This is a genomic window from Aeromicrobium sp. 10G20-16, from assembly GCF_055809665.1.
This window is the reverse complement of sequence record NZ_CM147919.1, coordinates 1,241,677-1,255,269: the sequence shown is the minus strand read 5'-3', so window position 1 is coordinate 1,255,269 and position 13,593 is coordinate 1,241,677. Positions and strand designations below refer to the sequence as shown.

The window sequence follows — 13,593 nt, the reverse complement described above, 5'->3', positions numbered from 1 at the left end:
TGTCAGGAGTCGGCGCGTGAGCGGCGCCTGCTGCGCCTGCGGCTCGGCTGACACCACCACGGTGCTCGACCTCGGTCGCGTGCCCCCGTCGGACGCCTTTCCGGCGGTCGACGATCCCGGTCCCGATGCGGTCAGCCCGCTGGCCCTGATGGTGTGCGGTGCCTGTGCGCTGGTCCAGATCGTCGAGGACGACACCGCACCGGAGCAGCCGCTGGGCATCGAGCCGCAGGCGCTCGTCGACCAGGCGGCCACGGCGCTCGCCGCGGCCGACGCCGCCGGATGGCTCGGTGAGCCGTCCACCGCCCGTGAGTTCACCAGCCCGCACGGCGGCACCTGGTTGCCGCTGATGCGCGAGCGCGGGTTCACCGACACCGACGGTCCGGCCGACGTCGTGCTCGACAGCTTCGGGGTGATGCACGAGGCCGACCAGCGCGCCGCCTGGCAGGCTCGCGCGGACGCGACCTCGTCCGACGGGGTGCTGATCGTCCAGGTGCACACCATGGCGGCGATACTCGAGGCGAGGCAGTGGACCTCGCTGCGCCACGGCCACGCCGCCTACTACTCCCTGACCGCGCTGCAGAACCTCCTCGCGGCCGTCGGCATGAGCGTCGTCGACGCGCGGACGTTCCCCCTCTACGGGCAGACCGGTCCGGCAGGAGCGATCGACGGCACGCTGCTCGTCGCGGCCCGCCACGGCGACCGTCCCGGCTCCGCACAGGTCGAGAAGCTGCTGGCCCACGAGGACCGGCTCGGCGTGGGCGAGCCGGACCGGTTGTCGGTGCTGCAGGAGTCGGTCGATCGCGACGCCCGGGCCCTGCGCGACCACCTGGCGGCCGCTGCGGCCAGGGGTCGTTCCGTGCTCGCCTACGGCGCCGCCTCGCGCACCGTCGCCCTGTTCTCCCTCGCAGCCCTCGACCGCTCGCTCGTGGCTGCGGTGGCCGACGGGTCGCCGGCCAAGCAGGGGCGCCGCATGCCGACCACCGACGTGCCCATCATCGCGCCGGCCGAGCTGGTCGACGCCGATCCCGATCTCGTCCTGGTGACCCTGCCGGACCTGCTGCCCGAGCTGCGCCGCGCCTGGCCGCAGCTCGACGGGCGATGGGTCACGCGGGTCGAGGACCTCGCGTGACCGGGGCCTCGGTGCTCAGCCGCGACCAGATCTGCCACGCGCGGGTGTCGCCCACGGGCCCGGCCGACTGCCCCTCGTGGCTGAAGCCTGCTGCGTCGAGCGCATCGAGCAGGACCGCCTGGTCGCTGCAGACGGTCCAGGCGGCACGGTGGTTGCCCCGGGCGAACGCGGCCGCCGTGGTGGTCGCGATCAGCTCGGCCGCCGACTCCACGTCGATGGGCTCGACCAGGCTCGCCATGGTCTCGGCGGTGCTCGTCCCGACGTCGTCGTTGACGGTGAGCGTCCCCACCTCGCGACCACCCACCACGATCGGTCGCCGAACGGCTGCCGCGGAGCGGCCACGGCCCACCCGGAAGCGCCGCACGCGACGCACCAGCAGTCGCGCCAGTGCCGGCAGGAGAACCAGCCAGGCCTGCACCTGCTCGATCGGTCGTCGTCGCATGGATGCGATCCTAGGCGGGCGCGAAAGCAGGTGTTCGGCGGATGGCTGATCAGCGAACGCTCCGGGTGTTGACGATCGGGCCGGCTCCTGCCGGGCCGCACAGTCGTGGCGGCATGGCCTCGGTCATGTCGCTCATGACCACGTTCCCGGACTCCGGGGTCGAGATCGTCGTCGTCCCGACCTACGTCGACGCCAGCGCTGTCCGTCGGCTGGTCGTGGGACTCCGGGGCATGGCGACGGCGTCGCTGCTGATCCTGTTCGGGCGGGTCGACGTGCTGCACGTCCACCTGTCGCACGGCGGGAGCGTGGTGCGCAAGGGAGTCCCCCTCGTGCTCGCCCGGTGGCGGGGGGTCCCCTCCGTGGTGCACGCGCACAGCTACGACTTCGCCGGCTGGCTCGGGGGCCTGAGGCCCGTGGTGCGCCGGGTCGTGCGGTGGGTCCTGGTCTGCGACCAGTGGGTGGTCCTCGGCAGCTCGCACGTCGAGTCCTTCGGATCGATGCTGCACCTGCCGGCCGAGAAGTTCATGGTGCTGCACAACCCGGTGGTGCTGCCGGGCATCTCGCCGCACCCTCCCGCCCACGACGTCGATCCGGTCACGGCGGTGTCGCTGGGCCGGCTGGGCAGGCGCAAGGGCAGCTACGACGTGGTGGCGGCCGTCGCCACGTTGGAGCCGCACGTGCGTGCACATCTGCGGGTCGTGCTCGCCGGCGACGGGGAGCACGATCAGGTCACGGCTGCCGTGCGGGCGGCCGGTGTCGAGGACGTCGTCGAGGTGCGCGGATGGCTCGGTCCGCGGGAGCGCGACGAGCTGATGGGCGACGCCCAGGTGTTCTTGCTGCCGAGCTACGAGGAGGGGCTGCCCATGGCCCTGCTGGAGGCGATGGCCCAGGGGCTGGCACCGATCGTCTCCCCGGTCGGCGGCATCCCCAACGTGGTCACCGACGGCGTCGACGGGATCCTGGCCAGGCCCGGCGACGTCGACGCCATCGCTGCGGCCCTGACCGACCTCGTCGGCGACGCGCCGCGTCGCGGGCGCATCCAGGCGGCCGCCCGGCTGCGGTCCGAGGACTTCGACGTGGCGCGGTGGTACGGACGTCTGGCCGACCTGTGGTTCAGCCTCGACCGACGCCGACGCTCCTGAGCGCGTCCAGCAGGGCGGTCTGCACCACGGCAGGCCCGTGGCCACGGTCGTAGGAGCCCCGCGCGACGCGACCCTGGTGCTCGGCGACGTCGGGGTCGGCCAGTCGGTCGAAGGCGGCCGCGAGCCCCTCGACGTCGTCGACCGCGACCACGGGGCCGCCGGGCGGCTGGAACTCCGGCAGGGCCCCTTGGTCGGACACGATCGGCATGACGCCGAGCTGCATCGCGAGCACCTGCACGCCGCTCTGGGTCGCGACGCGGTAGTGCGCCACCGAGGCCTTGGCGCGGGCCAGGGTGTCGACCTGGTCGGCGTAGCGGAACGGACCACGCTCCCAGCGGACCCCGGCAGGGACCTGCAGGTCCTGGTCGGAGTCGCCGATCAGGACCAGCTCGTCACCCCGGTAGGCGGGCCCTGCGCGGTGGCGGGCCCATGCCTCGAGCACCACCGGGACGTTCTTGTAGCCGTTCAGCCGTCCCGTCAGCACGAAGTCCCGTCGGTCGGCGGAGGCGACCACGGGCGGCACGAGGGCCTCGGGCAGATCGCTGCCCAGGGGCACCAGGGCGGTGGTGCCGGCGTCGATCCGGTCGCCGACGTGCCGGCTGTGCACCAGGGTCAGGGCGGCCCCGGCCCGCCAGCGTCCGAAGGCGCGCCGTTCCCAGGCGGGCAGCTCCTCGAGCGCGTCGTGCGGGCGGTCGTCGTGGACGACGTCGACGCGGGGCGCCGATCGCGCGAGCAGCATCCACCGTGGATCGCGCACCAGCTCGGTGACCACGACGTCGGGCTCCCACGCGCGGACGCGGCGGCGCAGTCGCCAGAACGCCGGCCAGGTGTGGGGGCGCTTGAAGCGCGGGTCCACGACCCACTCACCGTCGACGGCCGGTCCGGACTCGGGGTGCTGGTCCGTGGTGACCAGACGCACGTCGACACCCGCGGCGCGCAGCAGGTCGACGTGGACCCGCGCGAGCGACCGCATCCAGGGCGACAACCACAGCACCTTCACGACAGGACCTCGTCGATCGCCCGTTCGTAGGCGTCGGCCATCGCCTCGATCGTGTAGTGCCGACGCATCCGCTCGAACCCGCGGTCAGCCATCGAGGTCAGGTCCGTGCGGGTCTCGAACAGCCCGCGCAGGGCGTGGCGCCACCCGTCGACGGAGACGTCGTCGACGACGATCCCGGCCGACCCGTGGTCGAGCATGTCGGGCACGGCGCACGAGGCGGAGGCGATCACGGGCAGTCGGCGCGCCATGGCCTCGAGGATGGTCAGCGGGAACGCCTCGGCTCGGCTCGGGAGGCACACGACGTCGGCCTCGGCCATCGCGGGTCCGGGCCCGGGCGACCAGCCGCGCCACCGCACCCGCCCGCGCAGGCGGTCGGGCGTCAGCGCCTCGAGCCGCTCGCGATCGGGCCCGTCGCCCCAGATGTCGAGCGTCCAGTCGTGGTCCGGCAGCCCGGCGAGCGCCTCGACGAGCAGATGCGGGTTCTTGTGCTCGACGATGCGCGACAACATCACGAGGCGAACCGGGCCCGACGACCGCGGGGGAGGTGCCACGTCGGTCAGCTCGGCGGCGTGGGCCACGCCGTTGGGTGCGACGAACCAGCGGCGCGCCACCTCCTGGTGGGCCTCGATCTGCTCGCGGTGGCGCGGTGACAGCGCCACGAAACCGTCGGCGCGGCGCATCGCCGCGGCCAGACCTCGCGAGTAGGTGGGGGCGTCCGGGTCGGGCGGCACGTGGGCGCCCACCAGCCACCGACGGTCGCGGTGGGTCGGACGGCGCCAGAGCGTGCCGAACCCGGTCTCGGTGTTGGTGTCACCGGTGACGAGCACGGTGGGGCCGGGGGGCAGGTCGAGCGCCGGCGCCCACCAGGGCTGCCGCACGACGCGCACCTCGTGCGGCACCTCCGCCACGAGCGGGCCGAGTCGCTGCATGCACGCGATGGTGACGTGGTGACCCCGTCGGGCGAGCTCGGTGGCGAGCACCACGTGGTGGCGTTCGGCCCCTCCGTAGACGAGCCGGTTGATGGTGAACACGACGTTCGGCCGATCCCTCGCGGCGCCCCGCCCGATCGAGCGCCGCGCGGCCCGCTTGGATCGCTGGACGCGATCGAGCACCGACGTGCCGGCCAGGTAGAGGTCGGCCCGGCGGCTCGACGTCCGCTTCTGGATCTCCAGCGCGACGTTGGCTCGCAGCAGGTCCCCGGATCGCGTCGCGGCGGCGCTGCTGGATCGGGTGGTGCCGGCCGACTCGTGCACGATGCCGGGCTCGTCGACGAGCGCCACGGTCCACCCGGCCGCACGGGCTCGGGCCTGCCAGTCGGCCTCCTCGCCGTAGAGGAAGAACTCGTCGTCGAACGGTCCGATCTCGTCCCATGCGTCACGGTTGACCGCGAGGCACGCGCCCGTCAGGTAGCCGTCGACCGCGGACGGCTGCTGCCGGTAGAGGTCGGACAGCGGCGTCCCACGCAGCCGGGGTGCGTACCCGGACGCCGACACCAGGGCCTTGACGACCTTGCGCTCACGATGGGCCACGTCCCACGGCTCGGCGGCAGTGCCGGGGGCCACGACGTCCAGCGGTGCTGCCACGGCGACGCGATCGCCGGTCAGGGCCGCCAGCGTCTTGACGAGTGGACCCTGCACGACGGCGTCGGGGTTGAGCAGGAGCAGGTCGTGGCCCGGGACCTGCGCCGCCAGCGAGTTGACCGCGGCCGCGAAGCCGATGTTCGGACCCCCGCGATGCCAGCTGGTGTGCGGATGTGCGGCCTCGACGGCGTCGAGCTCGTGGGCGTGCTCGGCGGAGTTGTCGTGGACGAGGACCGGGGCATCGGGCAGATGGGTGGCGACGGCCCGAAGGCAGCGGTCGAACAGCTCGGCGGTGCGGTAGGCGACGACGAGGACCGCGACCGGCCGCACGGCCTGCGCAGCTGGCCCGGCCATCAGGTGGAGCCCGACCGCAGGAGGGTGCGGACGGTCGAGACCCGCACCGGACCGAAGACGACGTTCACGACGAGGTACACCACCACGGCCGCGAGGAAGGCCGGAGGGAGGGACACCTGGTCGACGTGGATCAGCTCGGCGACGGCTGCCGACGCGAGGACCGGGACCGCAAGGCGGCCGGCGAACATCCACGGGGTCCGGTACCCGGTGAGGCTGTGCAGACGGATCGTGGTGACGACCAGGCCGATCGTCTCGGTGATGACGAGGGCGACGGCCGCTCCCACCGAGCCCCAGGCGGGGATCAGCACGATGTTGAGCACGATGTTGATGACCAGGTTGATCACGTTCAGGCGCAGCAGGAAGGTCTGCTGGTGCGAGGCGAACAGGGCCTGCGAGGCGATCGAGTTGACGAAGGTGATCCCGACACCGACGAACAGCAGCGCCAGCGTGTGACCGCCACGGCCGGTGAGCTCGTCGGAGCTGATCGCTCGGATGATCTCGGTGGAGAGCACCGCACCGACGACGGCGATCGGCGCCCCCAGGAACAGCATCGACTCGACCGACCGCTTGATGAAGGCCGAGAACCGCGCGGCGTCCTCGGCGTACAGCGTGGTCATGGTCGACAACGTCGAGGACATGAAGAACGTCGTGACGACCGACAGCGTGAAGGCGAAGGTGTAGGCGACGTAGTACGTCGCCGTGGACTCCGGGGTCGCGAGGAGGCTGAGGATCACGCCGTCCAGTCGCCAGTACAGGACGCCGATGATGAGCACCCCGGTCTGCGGAAGGCTCTCGCGCACGAGGTCCCAGCTCTCGCCGAGGTGGAAGACCGGTCGCCAGTCGATGATGCGCGAGGCGGCGCCGCCCTGGACCACGAGCACGACGACCGGGGGGATGAGCTGGACCAGCGCGAACGACATCAGACCCGCGTCGGCGGCGACCAGCCACAGGGTGAGACCGAGGGACAGCACCCGGCCGAGCACGTCGGAGATCGCGACCGAGGTGAACCGCACCGTGGCGAGGAAGACCGGGTTCAGACAGCTGGTGATCGTCGTGAGCGTGAGGCCGATGGCGATGACCGGGATGATCCTGACGACCTGCGGCACATCCTGTGCCGCGTAGATGGCGATGCCCGAGCCGACCGCCAGCAGCGTCAGCGGCACGCAGTAGATCAGGGACAGACCCGTGTTCAGGCGCACCAGGTGCCCGAGGTCGGCCCCGGCGCCGGTCACGCGTCGCACGATGACCGCACCGATGCCGAGCTCGGTGAGGCTGGTCCACAGCGAGATGAACATGATCGCGGTGGTGAGATGGCCGTACGAGACGCCACCGAGGTGGCGGACCGTGATCGACAGCATGACGATCGACGCGAGCATCCCGACGACGCGGAAGATCAGCTGCTGACTGAACGCGCCGGCCATGCGACGCACGGAGGGACGCGCCACGGATGACGTCGTGTCGCTCGCGGGGGGCGGCGTGGGGATAGTCTCGTGGGCGTCGTCGCGGGAGAGGTTGTCAGATGCGGGTGTACATCCCTCTTCCGGACGGGACGTCGTCTCGCCAGTGGGATCGCCGTTCGGCGGCGGGAGAGGTCCCGGACGCTTCGCCATACGGGCTCCACCACCTTCGTGACCAGGGATTCGACGTCACCTTCGGTGACCGCGACCTCACCGGTGTGGCTGCCCGGGTGGCGCGATCTGCACGGTACCGGACCGACGGCCTCGAGCTGGTCGAGACCGTGCGTGACCTCTCGCACCTCTCACGCCGGTCTGCCGACGTCACGCTGTGCTACGACGAGCGTACTGGCGTGCCGGCGGCGCTGCTGGGTCGACGGCGGAGGACCGCGCCGGTCGTGACGGGGGTCGGCTGGCTCACCACGCAGGCCGAGGCCAGGGGGGTGCATCGCCGGTTGGCGGCACGAGCGCTCCCGCGTGCTGCGGCGGTGTGGACCCAGTGCAGCGCGATGGTGACGATGCTCGCCGACGAGTGGTCGCTCAGCTCGGTCGAGTACGTCCCGCTGGGCATCGACACCGACTACTACGCCGAGCAGCCGTGGGACCTGGCCGGACCCACGGTGGTGAGCGCCGGCGAGGACCGCTTCCGCGACCACGACCTGCTCGTCGCGGCGGTCCGGGGTGTCCGGCAGCAGGTGCCCGGGCTGCGGCTGGAGCTCGCGACCGGACTGCCGGTCGACCTCGAACCCGATCTCGGCACCCTCTACACCCACCGCCTGGGCGGCGCCATGCGCGACCTGTACGCGCGCAGCTCGGTCGTCGCCGTGGCGTTGCGGCCGACGCCCACGGGTTCTGGGCTGACCGTCGTGCTCGAGGCCATGGCCAGCGGTCGGCCGATCGTCGTCACGGACAACCCGGGCGTCTCCGACTACGTGACGCACGGGGAGACCGGTCTGCTGGTGCCGCCGGACGACCCCGAGGCCTTCAGCGGTGCGCTGCGAGCCCTGCTGCTCGACCCGCAGCGGTGCCGCGCCATGGGACGGATCGCGGCCCAGCGAGCGCGAGAGCGGTTCACCTCACGGCAGATGAGCCAGGTCCTCGGACGGATCCTGGCCGCGTCGGCCTGATCTCCACGTCGGCCTGATCCCTACAGCGTCGGATCGGTCATGCCGCGGACGAGGTCCAGCAGGTGGTCGGCGTCACGCTCCAGCCACCAGATGTCGTGGTCGACCCGCTGACCGTCGAACTCGCGCAGCTCGCGTTCCGTCGCCACGGGGTGGAAGCCGAAGTGGCTGAGCAGCCGTCGCGGTCCTGGATTGGCGCTCGCGATCGGTGCCGTCGCTCGTGGGACGCGCGCGGGCAGCGCGAACAGGCGAAACAGGGTGCTGGTCGTGATCCACTCGGTCACCTGTCGCGACGTGCCGAGGCCGAACCAGATCGAGATCTCCGCGGACCCGCTCTGCCGATCCAGGTGGAAGTTGACCTCGCCGATGACACGACCGTCGACGTGGACCGCGAGGAACGGGACCTGCAGTCCCGCCCGCACGGCTGCGCGCTGCTCGAGGTAGTGCTCGACCCAGGTGATCATCGTCGACTCGCCGAAGGCGGCCCGCATCCGCTCGCCCGACTCCTGACGCGTCCGGCACCACGCCGGACCGTCGGTCCAGCGAGCCTGGCGCACGAGGACGAGCTCGTCGCCGATGCGCACCGGGCCCATCGGAGTGCGAGCCGCCTCGCGGGACAACGCATCGAGGCGAAATTGCGCGTCATGAACTCGGGGGGCGGCACTCATACTGGGAGAGTAGCGGCGAAAGGGGCCTGCGATGCGCGTGGACGAACTGCTGGGTTCGTTGGTTCGACGACCGCTCGCACTGCTGCTGATCCTCGTCGCCGCCTGCGGCGGCGCGTACTGGGGCTGGACGCACGCCACGAACACCTACCAGAGCAGCGCCACCGTGCTCATCGTGCCCGCAGGCAGTGCCACTGCGCCCAGCGGCGGGGGAGCCCCGGACAACCCGTTGACCCGGTTGGACTACAGCATCTCGCAGCTCGCGCTGGTCGTCGCCTCGCAGCTGAACTCCGATGCCGTGCGTGACCAGGTGGTCTCGGTGGGGGGCGATGGCAGCTACTCGGCCGACACCCTCAGCAGCGACAACAGCGCCGTGGCCCAGCTCAGCCCGCTGGTCCGGGTCACCGCCACCGCCGCCACGGCCGACGGGGCCCAGAAGGCCATCACCGTGCTGGTCGACCAGGCGTCCTCCCAGCTGGCGGCCGTGCAGTCCGCGGCCAACGTGCCGGCGAGCGCGCAGGCGCAGTCCGTGGTGTCGACGCCGGCGACCGCCTCGTCGGTCGTCGGCAACCCGCAGCTGCGAGGCGCCGGCGTGCTGGGCATCGTCGCCGGCTTCGCCATGCTGCTGCTGATGGTGATGCTGCAGCCGATGATCAACCGCCGGAAGAGCCCTGCTGCGGCAGGCCCCGCCGCGGAGCGGGTGTCGCCGAACACCGGGCGACCCGCACCCCGGCCGCAGGCCAGCGCGCCGGCACCCGTGCGCAGGCCCGCTCCGGCGCGCGCACCCGACCGGGCCGACGAAGGTCGGTTCGCGCCGCCGTCCGGGGACCCGACGGTCGCCGAGGCGCCGCTGGCCGGCACCCGCCGTCGCCAGGAGGTGCTGCGCGAGATGGTGCGCGACGAGTGGCAGCGCAGCGGCAGCAACGTCCCGTGGACCCGGCGCGAGCAGCGCGAGGCGTACCAGCGGGCCGAGGAGCGTCTGACCGACGTGGAGCGACGCCGTCGCGACTTCGAGGTCGAGAACGTCAGTCGTTTCGACGACTTCCTCGAGTACCGCGACCATGGCTGACGGCGTCGCCGATCAGTCCGTGGCCCGCGCCTCGGTGCGGAGAGACCCGGTCGCCGTCGGCGCCGGTGCGATCCTGGTGGCCGGTGTCGCGGTGATCCTGCTCGGCACCCGCCAGTCGCAGGTGGTCCCGTACTCGCTGGGGCTGACCCCGGTCACCGTCGTCGTGTACGGATGCCTGGCCTTCCTGCTGCTGTGCTGGTTGGCGGGACAGGACATCAGCGCGCCGCACCGGCCCACCCTGCTGCTGGCCATGGTCACGTTTCTCGCGTCCGCCTGCTCCAGTGCTGCCCTGGTGCTGCGCAGCGCCACGGACGCCCAGTCGTCCTCGACGGTGCTGGCCCTGGTGAGGGAGTCCTGGCTGGTGGGTTTCGTCCTGCTGGTCCTCGTGGTCGTGCGGTCGGTCGCCGGACTGCGACTCGTCGTGCAGGCCACGGTCGTCGGTGCGGTCGTCAGCGGAGTCGTCGGTCTGCTGTACGCCGCGGTCGGGATCGATCTGTCGTCCGTCATCGCGCTGCCCGGGCTGACCGACCAGGGATCCCTGCTGTCCAGCGCGCTGGAGCGCGCCGGTGCCGTGCGGCCGCAGGGCATGGCGGGCCACCCGCTCGAGCTCGCCGCCGTGCTGACCGTGGCCTTCCCGCTCGCCGTCGGCCTCGCGGTGTCCGACCGTGAGCGTGGTCGCACCGGGCTGTGGTGGGGGATGGCCTCGGGGCTGCTGCTCGTGTCGGCGCTGGCCACCGTGTCTCGCTCGGCCGTCATCGGCGCCGTCGCCGCGTTCGTGGTCATGGCCTGGTCCTGGCCGGTGCGCCGCGTCGTCGGGATCGCCGGCGCCGCCGTCCTCGGTGCGCTGCTCGCGATGGCCACCGGCTTGTTGATCGTGACCCGCATCGTCGGCGTGCTCACCGGAGGATCGGACGACAACTCGTTGGCATCGCGCCGCAACGGCCTGGACTACGCGTTCCAGGTGCTGCCCCAGCACTGGTGGTTCGGTCAGGGCAACGGCACCTACGACCCGCGGTTCCAGCCGGTGCTGGACAACTTCTACCTCACCCGCACGGTCGAGTCCGGCGTGCTGGGTCTGCTCTCCGTCATCGCCCTGCTGGTGGGTGCCTGGTTGATCGCGTCCGGCGCCCGGCGGCGGATGATCGAGGCCGGCGACCTCGTCGGGTCCGAGCTGGTCAACGGCATCATCGGATCGATCACGGCCCTGATGGTCATCGGCCTGATCCTCGACGTTCCGGGCTTCGTGCAGATCTCCACCCTGCAGTACCTGCTGGTGGCGCTGGCGGGCGTGGCGGCCACGGTCAGCTTCCCGGGAGACGGCATCGTGAGCGACTCCACGCGGCACGGCGCGCCGCTGCTGCCGCGCTCGACCGAGCTGCAGGCCCGGCTGCATCACCTGGTTCCCGGGGGTGCCCACACGTATGCCCGAGGCTCGGACCAGTATCCGGACGGCGCGGCGCCCGTGCTCACGCACGGACTCGGCGCGCGGGTGTGGGACGTCGACGGGAACGAGTACGTCGAGTACGGCATGGGGCTGCGCTCGGTGACGCTCGGCCACGCCTACGCGCCGGTCGTCGAGGCCGTGAGCGCCGCCATCGCCCGCGGCGTGAACTTCAGCCGGCCCACGCAGCTCGAGCTCACCGCCGCCGAGACCTTCCTCGACCTGGTCCCCACCGCCGACATGGTCAAGTTCGCCAAGAACGGCTCGGACACCACCACGGCGGCGCTTCGACTGGCCCGGGCCTTCACCGGTCGCAGCAAGGTCGCGATCTGCCGCCAGCCGTTCTTCTCGGTCGACGACTGGTTCATCGCGAGCACCCCGATGTCGGCCGGCACCGATCCGGGCGCCCGGGCACTGACGGTCACCTTCGACTACAACGACCTCGACTCGCTCGAGGCGGTGCTGGCCGACGACGACGTGGCCTGCGTCTTCCTGGAGGCCGCCACCGGTGCCGCGGAGCCCGATCCGGGATTCCTGGCCGGCGTGCGTGCCGCGTGCGACCGGCACGGCACGCTGATGGTGCTCGACGAGATGATCACCGGCTTCCGCTGGTCGGCACACGGTGCCCAGCACGTCTACGGCGTCGTCCCGGACCTGTCGTGCTGGGGCAAGGCGATGGGCAACGGCTTCCCGGTGTCGGCCCTCGCCGGTCGACGCGAGGTCATGGAGCTCGGCGGTCTGAACACCGACGCCGATCGGGTGTTCCTGCTCTCGACGACCCACGGGCCCGAGACGGGCGGACTGGCCGCCTTCCTGGCCGTCGTGGAGGCCTACCGGACGACCGATCCGGTCGGCCGCATGGAGGCCGCAGGTCGGCGGCTCGCGGCCGGTGTCGAGCAGGCGGCACGCGACGCGGGCGTGGCCGAGCACGTGACGGTGAGCGGGCGCCCGTCGTGCCTGGTCTTCGGCACCCGCGACCCCGACGGCCAGCCGAGCCAGCCGTGGCGCACGCTGTTCCTGCAGGAGCTGGTGTCCCGCGGGGTCCTGGGCCAGTCGTTCATCACGTCAGCGGCGCACACCGGCGCCGACGTCGACGTCACCGTCGCCGCGGTCACCGAGGCGTGCGCCGTGTACCGCGCCGCGCTGGACACCGGGTCGGTCGACGGCTTCCTCCGGGGTCGACCGGTCGCTCCGGCCCTGCGCCCGACGGCGGCGCCTCGGAGGCTGCCGTGACGGCTCGGGTGGTCGCCGACTCCTGGTACGCCGACGCAGCACAGGACTGGGTCCGCCTCGACGACGTCGTGCCCGGTCGCTGGCGGTCACTCGTCCACCGCTCGTCGGTCGCGCGCGGCGTCGCCCTGACGCTGGCGGCGCGGCGGGCCGACGTCGTCGTCACGACGAACCCGTCACCGGGCGCGAGCGTCGCGATCGCGATCATGGGGCTGCTGGGATGGCGCCGCCTGGTGCTGCTGGAGTACATCGTGCACCCGCCGTCGTGGCGTCGGCCCGTGCACCGGCTCTACTTCGTGCTCCTGCGCCGGATCCTGCTGCGTCGCGCGCTGCTGTGGGCGCAGGTCCTCACCCGCAGCGAGGTCGCCCGCTACGCCGCGGCCCACGGCCTGCCCGACGAGCGCTTCCGCTTCGTCGCCTGGCCCGGTCGATTCGACGACTCCCCGGTCGGGCAGATCGGCTCGGGTCGCCGGGTCGTCGCCTCCGGGCGGCGGTGCGACTGGCAGACCTTCTTCGCCGCCGCCCGCGGCGCCGACTGGGAGGTGCGTGTCGTCTGCGCGGCCGATGCGCTCGACGAGGTCCGGTCTCTCGCCGTCGGGACGGACGCGGTGGTCCGGTCGGAGATCACGGCGGAGGACCATCAGCAGGAGGTGAGCGCGGCGACGGTGTACGTCATCGCGCTCGACGAGACCGGCAGCAGCATCGGACAGATCCGGGTCATGAATGCCGCGCAGGCGGGCGTGCCGGTGGTCGCGAGCGCGGTCAGCGGTCTGGCGGACTACGTCGACGAGGACTGCGCCGTGCTGGTGCCACCGGGAGACCCGGACGCGCTGCGTGCCGCCGTCGACGCGTTGCTGGACGATCCGGCACGACGTGAGAGCCTCCGCGCCGCCGCCGGACGTCGCGGCGACACGATGGCCGACTACCTGAGCACCCTGCGGCGTGCCGTCGCGACCAGCTGAC

11 protein-coding genes are annotated in these 13,593 nt (G+C 72.3%); 6 read left to right on the top strand and 5 right to left on the bottom strand.

All coding sequences use genetic code 11. From position 1 onward, the window contains the following. Positions 1-16: 16 nt before the first annotated feature. Complete coding sequence (locus AC0L5F_RS06345; protein ID WP_473315776.1) at positions 17-1,129, top strand: class I SAM-dependent methyltransferase; 1,113 nt, start codon at positions 17-19, stop codon at positions 1,127-1,129. Here AC0L5F_RS06345 and AC0L5F_RS06340 read toward each other — a convergent pair. After that, positions 1,104-1,571 (bottom strand): hypothetical protein, encoded by a 468-nt coding sequence (locus AC0L5F_RS06340; RefSeq protein ID WP_473315775.1) that lies wholly within the window; start codon positions 1,569-1,571, stop codon positions 1,104-1,106. The two genes, AC0L5F_RS06345 and AC0L5F_RS06340, sit on opposite strands and share 26 nt — an antisense overlap. Positions 1,572-1,612: 41 nt before the next feature. Between AC0L5F_RS06340 and AC0L5F_RS06335 the strand changes: the two genes are divergently transcribed. After that, complete coding sequence (locus AC0L5F_RS06335; RefSeq protein WP_473315774.1) at positions 1,613-2,713, top strand: glycosyltransferase family 4 protein; 1,101 nt, start codon at positions 1,613-1,615, stop codon at positions 2,711-2,713. Here the strand turns inward: AC0L5F_RS06335 and AC0L5F_RS06330 are convergent. The 3 genes from AC0L5F_RS06330 to AC0L5F_RS06320 are packed head-to-tail and all read right to left on the bottom strand — an operon-like array spanning position 2,685 to position 7,092. Further along, a complete protein-coding gene (locus tag AC0L5F_RS06330) occupies positions 2,685-3,713 on the bottom strand; it encodes a glycosyltransferase family 4 protein (RefSeq protein ID WP_473315773.1) in 1,029 nt (342 codons plus the stop codon). The genes AC0L5F_RS06335 and AC0L5F_RS06330 overlap by 29 nt on opposite strands. Beyond that, positions 3,710-5,647, bottom strand: coding sequence for a glycosyltransferase (locus tag AC0L5F_RS06325; RefSeq protein ID WP_473315772.1), 1,938 nt, complete (start codon positions 5,645-5,647; stop codon positions 3,710-3,712). Before AC0L5F_RS06325 ends, AC0L5F_RS06330 begins: the two co-directional genes overlap by 4 nt. Further along, complete coding sequence (locus AC0L5F_RS06320; RefSeq protein WP_473315771.1) at positions 5,647-7,092, bottom strand: oligosaccharide flippase family protein; 1,446 nt, start codon at positions 7,090-7,092, stop codon at positions 5,647-5,649. Before AC0L5F_RS06320 ends, AC0L5F_RS06325 begins: the two co-directional genes overlap by 1 nt. Before the next feature lie 74 nt (positions 7,093-7,166). On the opposite strand from AC0L5F_RS06320, the gene AC0L5F_RS06315 reads away from it, so the two are divergent. Beyond that, on the top strand, positions 7,167-8,228 hold the full coding sequence (locus AC0L5F_RS06315) for a glycosyltransferase family 4 protein (protein ID WP_473315770.1): 1,062 nt from the start codon (positions 7,167-7,169) through the stop codon (positions 8,226-8,228). A 20-nt stretch (positions 8,229-8,248) separates the two neighbouring features. On the opposite strand, the gene AC0L5F_RS06310 is transcribed toward AC0L5F_RS06315, so the two are convergent. Beyond that, on the bottom strand, positions 8,249-8,893 hold the full coding sequence (locus tag AC0L5F_RS06310) for a GNAT family N-acetyltransferase (RefSeq protein WP_473315769.1): 645 nt from the start codon (positions 8,891-8,893) through the stop codon (positions 8,249-8,251). Between the two features lie 31 nt (positions 8,894-8,924). Between AC0L5F_RS06310 and AC0L5F_RS06305 the strand changes: the two genes are divergently transcribed. Genes AC0L5F_RS06305 through AC0L5F_RS06295 form a run of 3 tightly spaced genes read left to right on the top strand, consistent with a single transcriptional unit; the run spans position 8,925 to position 13,592 of the window. Next, entirely contained in the window at positions 8,925-9,959 is a 1,035-nt protein-coding gene (locus AC0L5F_RS06305) for a hypothetical protein (RefSeq protein WP_473315768.1), read from the top strand. After that, complete coding sequence (locus AC0L5F_RS06300; protein ID WP_473315767.1) at positions 9,952-12,633, top strand: glutamate-1-semialdehyde 2,1-aminomutase; 2,682 nt, start codon at positions 9,952-9,954, stop codon at positions 12,631-12,633. The genes AC0L5F_RS06305 and AC0L5F_RS06300 overlap by 8 nt, the downstream gene beginning before the upstream one ends. Next, positions 12,630-13,592 carry a glycosyltransferase gene (locus tag AC0L5F_RS06295; protein ID WP_473315766.1) on the top strand — a complete coding sequence of 321 codons (963 nt, stop codon included), beginning with the start codon at positions 12,630-12,632 and terminating at the stop codon, positions 13,590-13,592. The genes AC0L5F_RS06300 and AC0L5F_RS06295 overlap by 4 nt, the downstream gene beginning before the upstream one ends. Position 13,593: the final 1 nt, after the last annotated feature.

Bases quoted from the DNA above. Each gene is read 5' to 3' on its own strand.
- AC0L5F_RS06325 (WP_473315772.1), bottom strand. From the start codon at position 5,647: ATGGCCGGGCCAGCTGCGCAGGCCGTGCGGCCGGTCGCGGTCCTCGTC.
- AC0L5F_RS06315 (WP_473315770.1), top strand. From the start codon at position 7,167: ATGCGGGTGTACATCCCTCTTCCGGACGGGACGTCGTCTCGCCAGTGG.
- AC0L5F_RS06340 (WP_473315775.1), bottom strand. From the start codon at position 1,571: ATGCGACGACGACCGATCGAGCAGGTGCAGGCCTGGCTGGTTCTCCTG.
- AC0L5F_RS06310 (WP_473315769.1), bottom strand. From the start codon at position 8,893: ATGAGTGCCGCCCCCCGAGTTCATGACGCGCAATTTCGCCTCGATGCG.
- AC0L5F_RS06335 (WP_473315774.1), top strand. From the start codon at position 1,613: ATGGCTGATCAGCGAACGCTCCGGGTGTTGACGATCGGGCCGGCTCCT.
- AC0L5F_RS06300 (WP_473315767.1), top strand. From the start codon at position 9,952: ATGGCTGACGGCGTCGCCGATCAGTCCGTGGCCCGCGCCTCGGTGCGG.
- AC0L5F_RS06305 (WP_473315768.1), top strand. From the start codon at position 8,925: ATGCGCGTGGACGAACTGCTGGGTTCGTTGGTTCGACGACCGCTCGCA.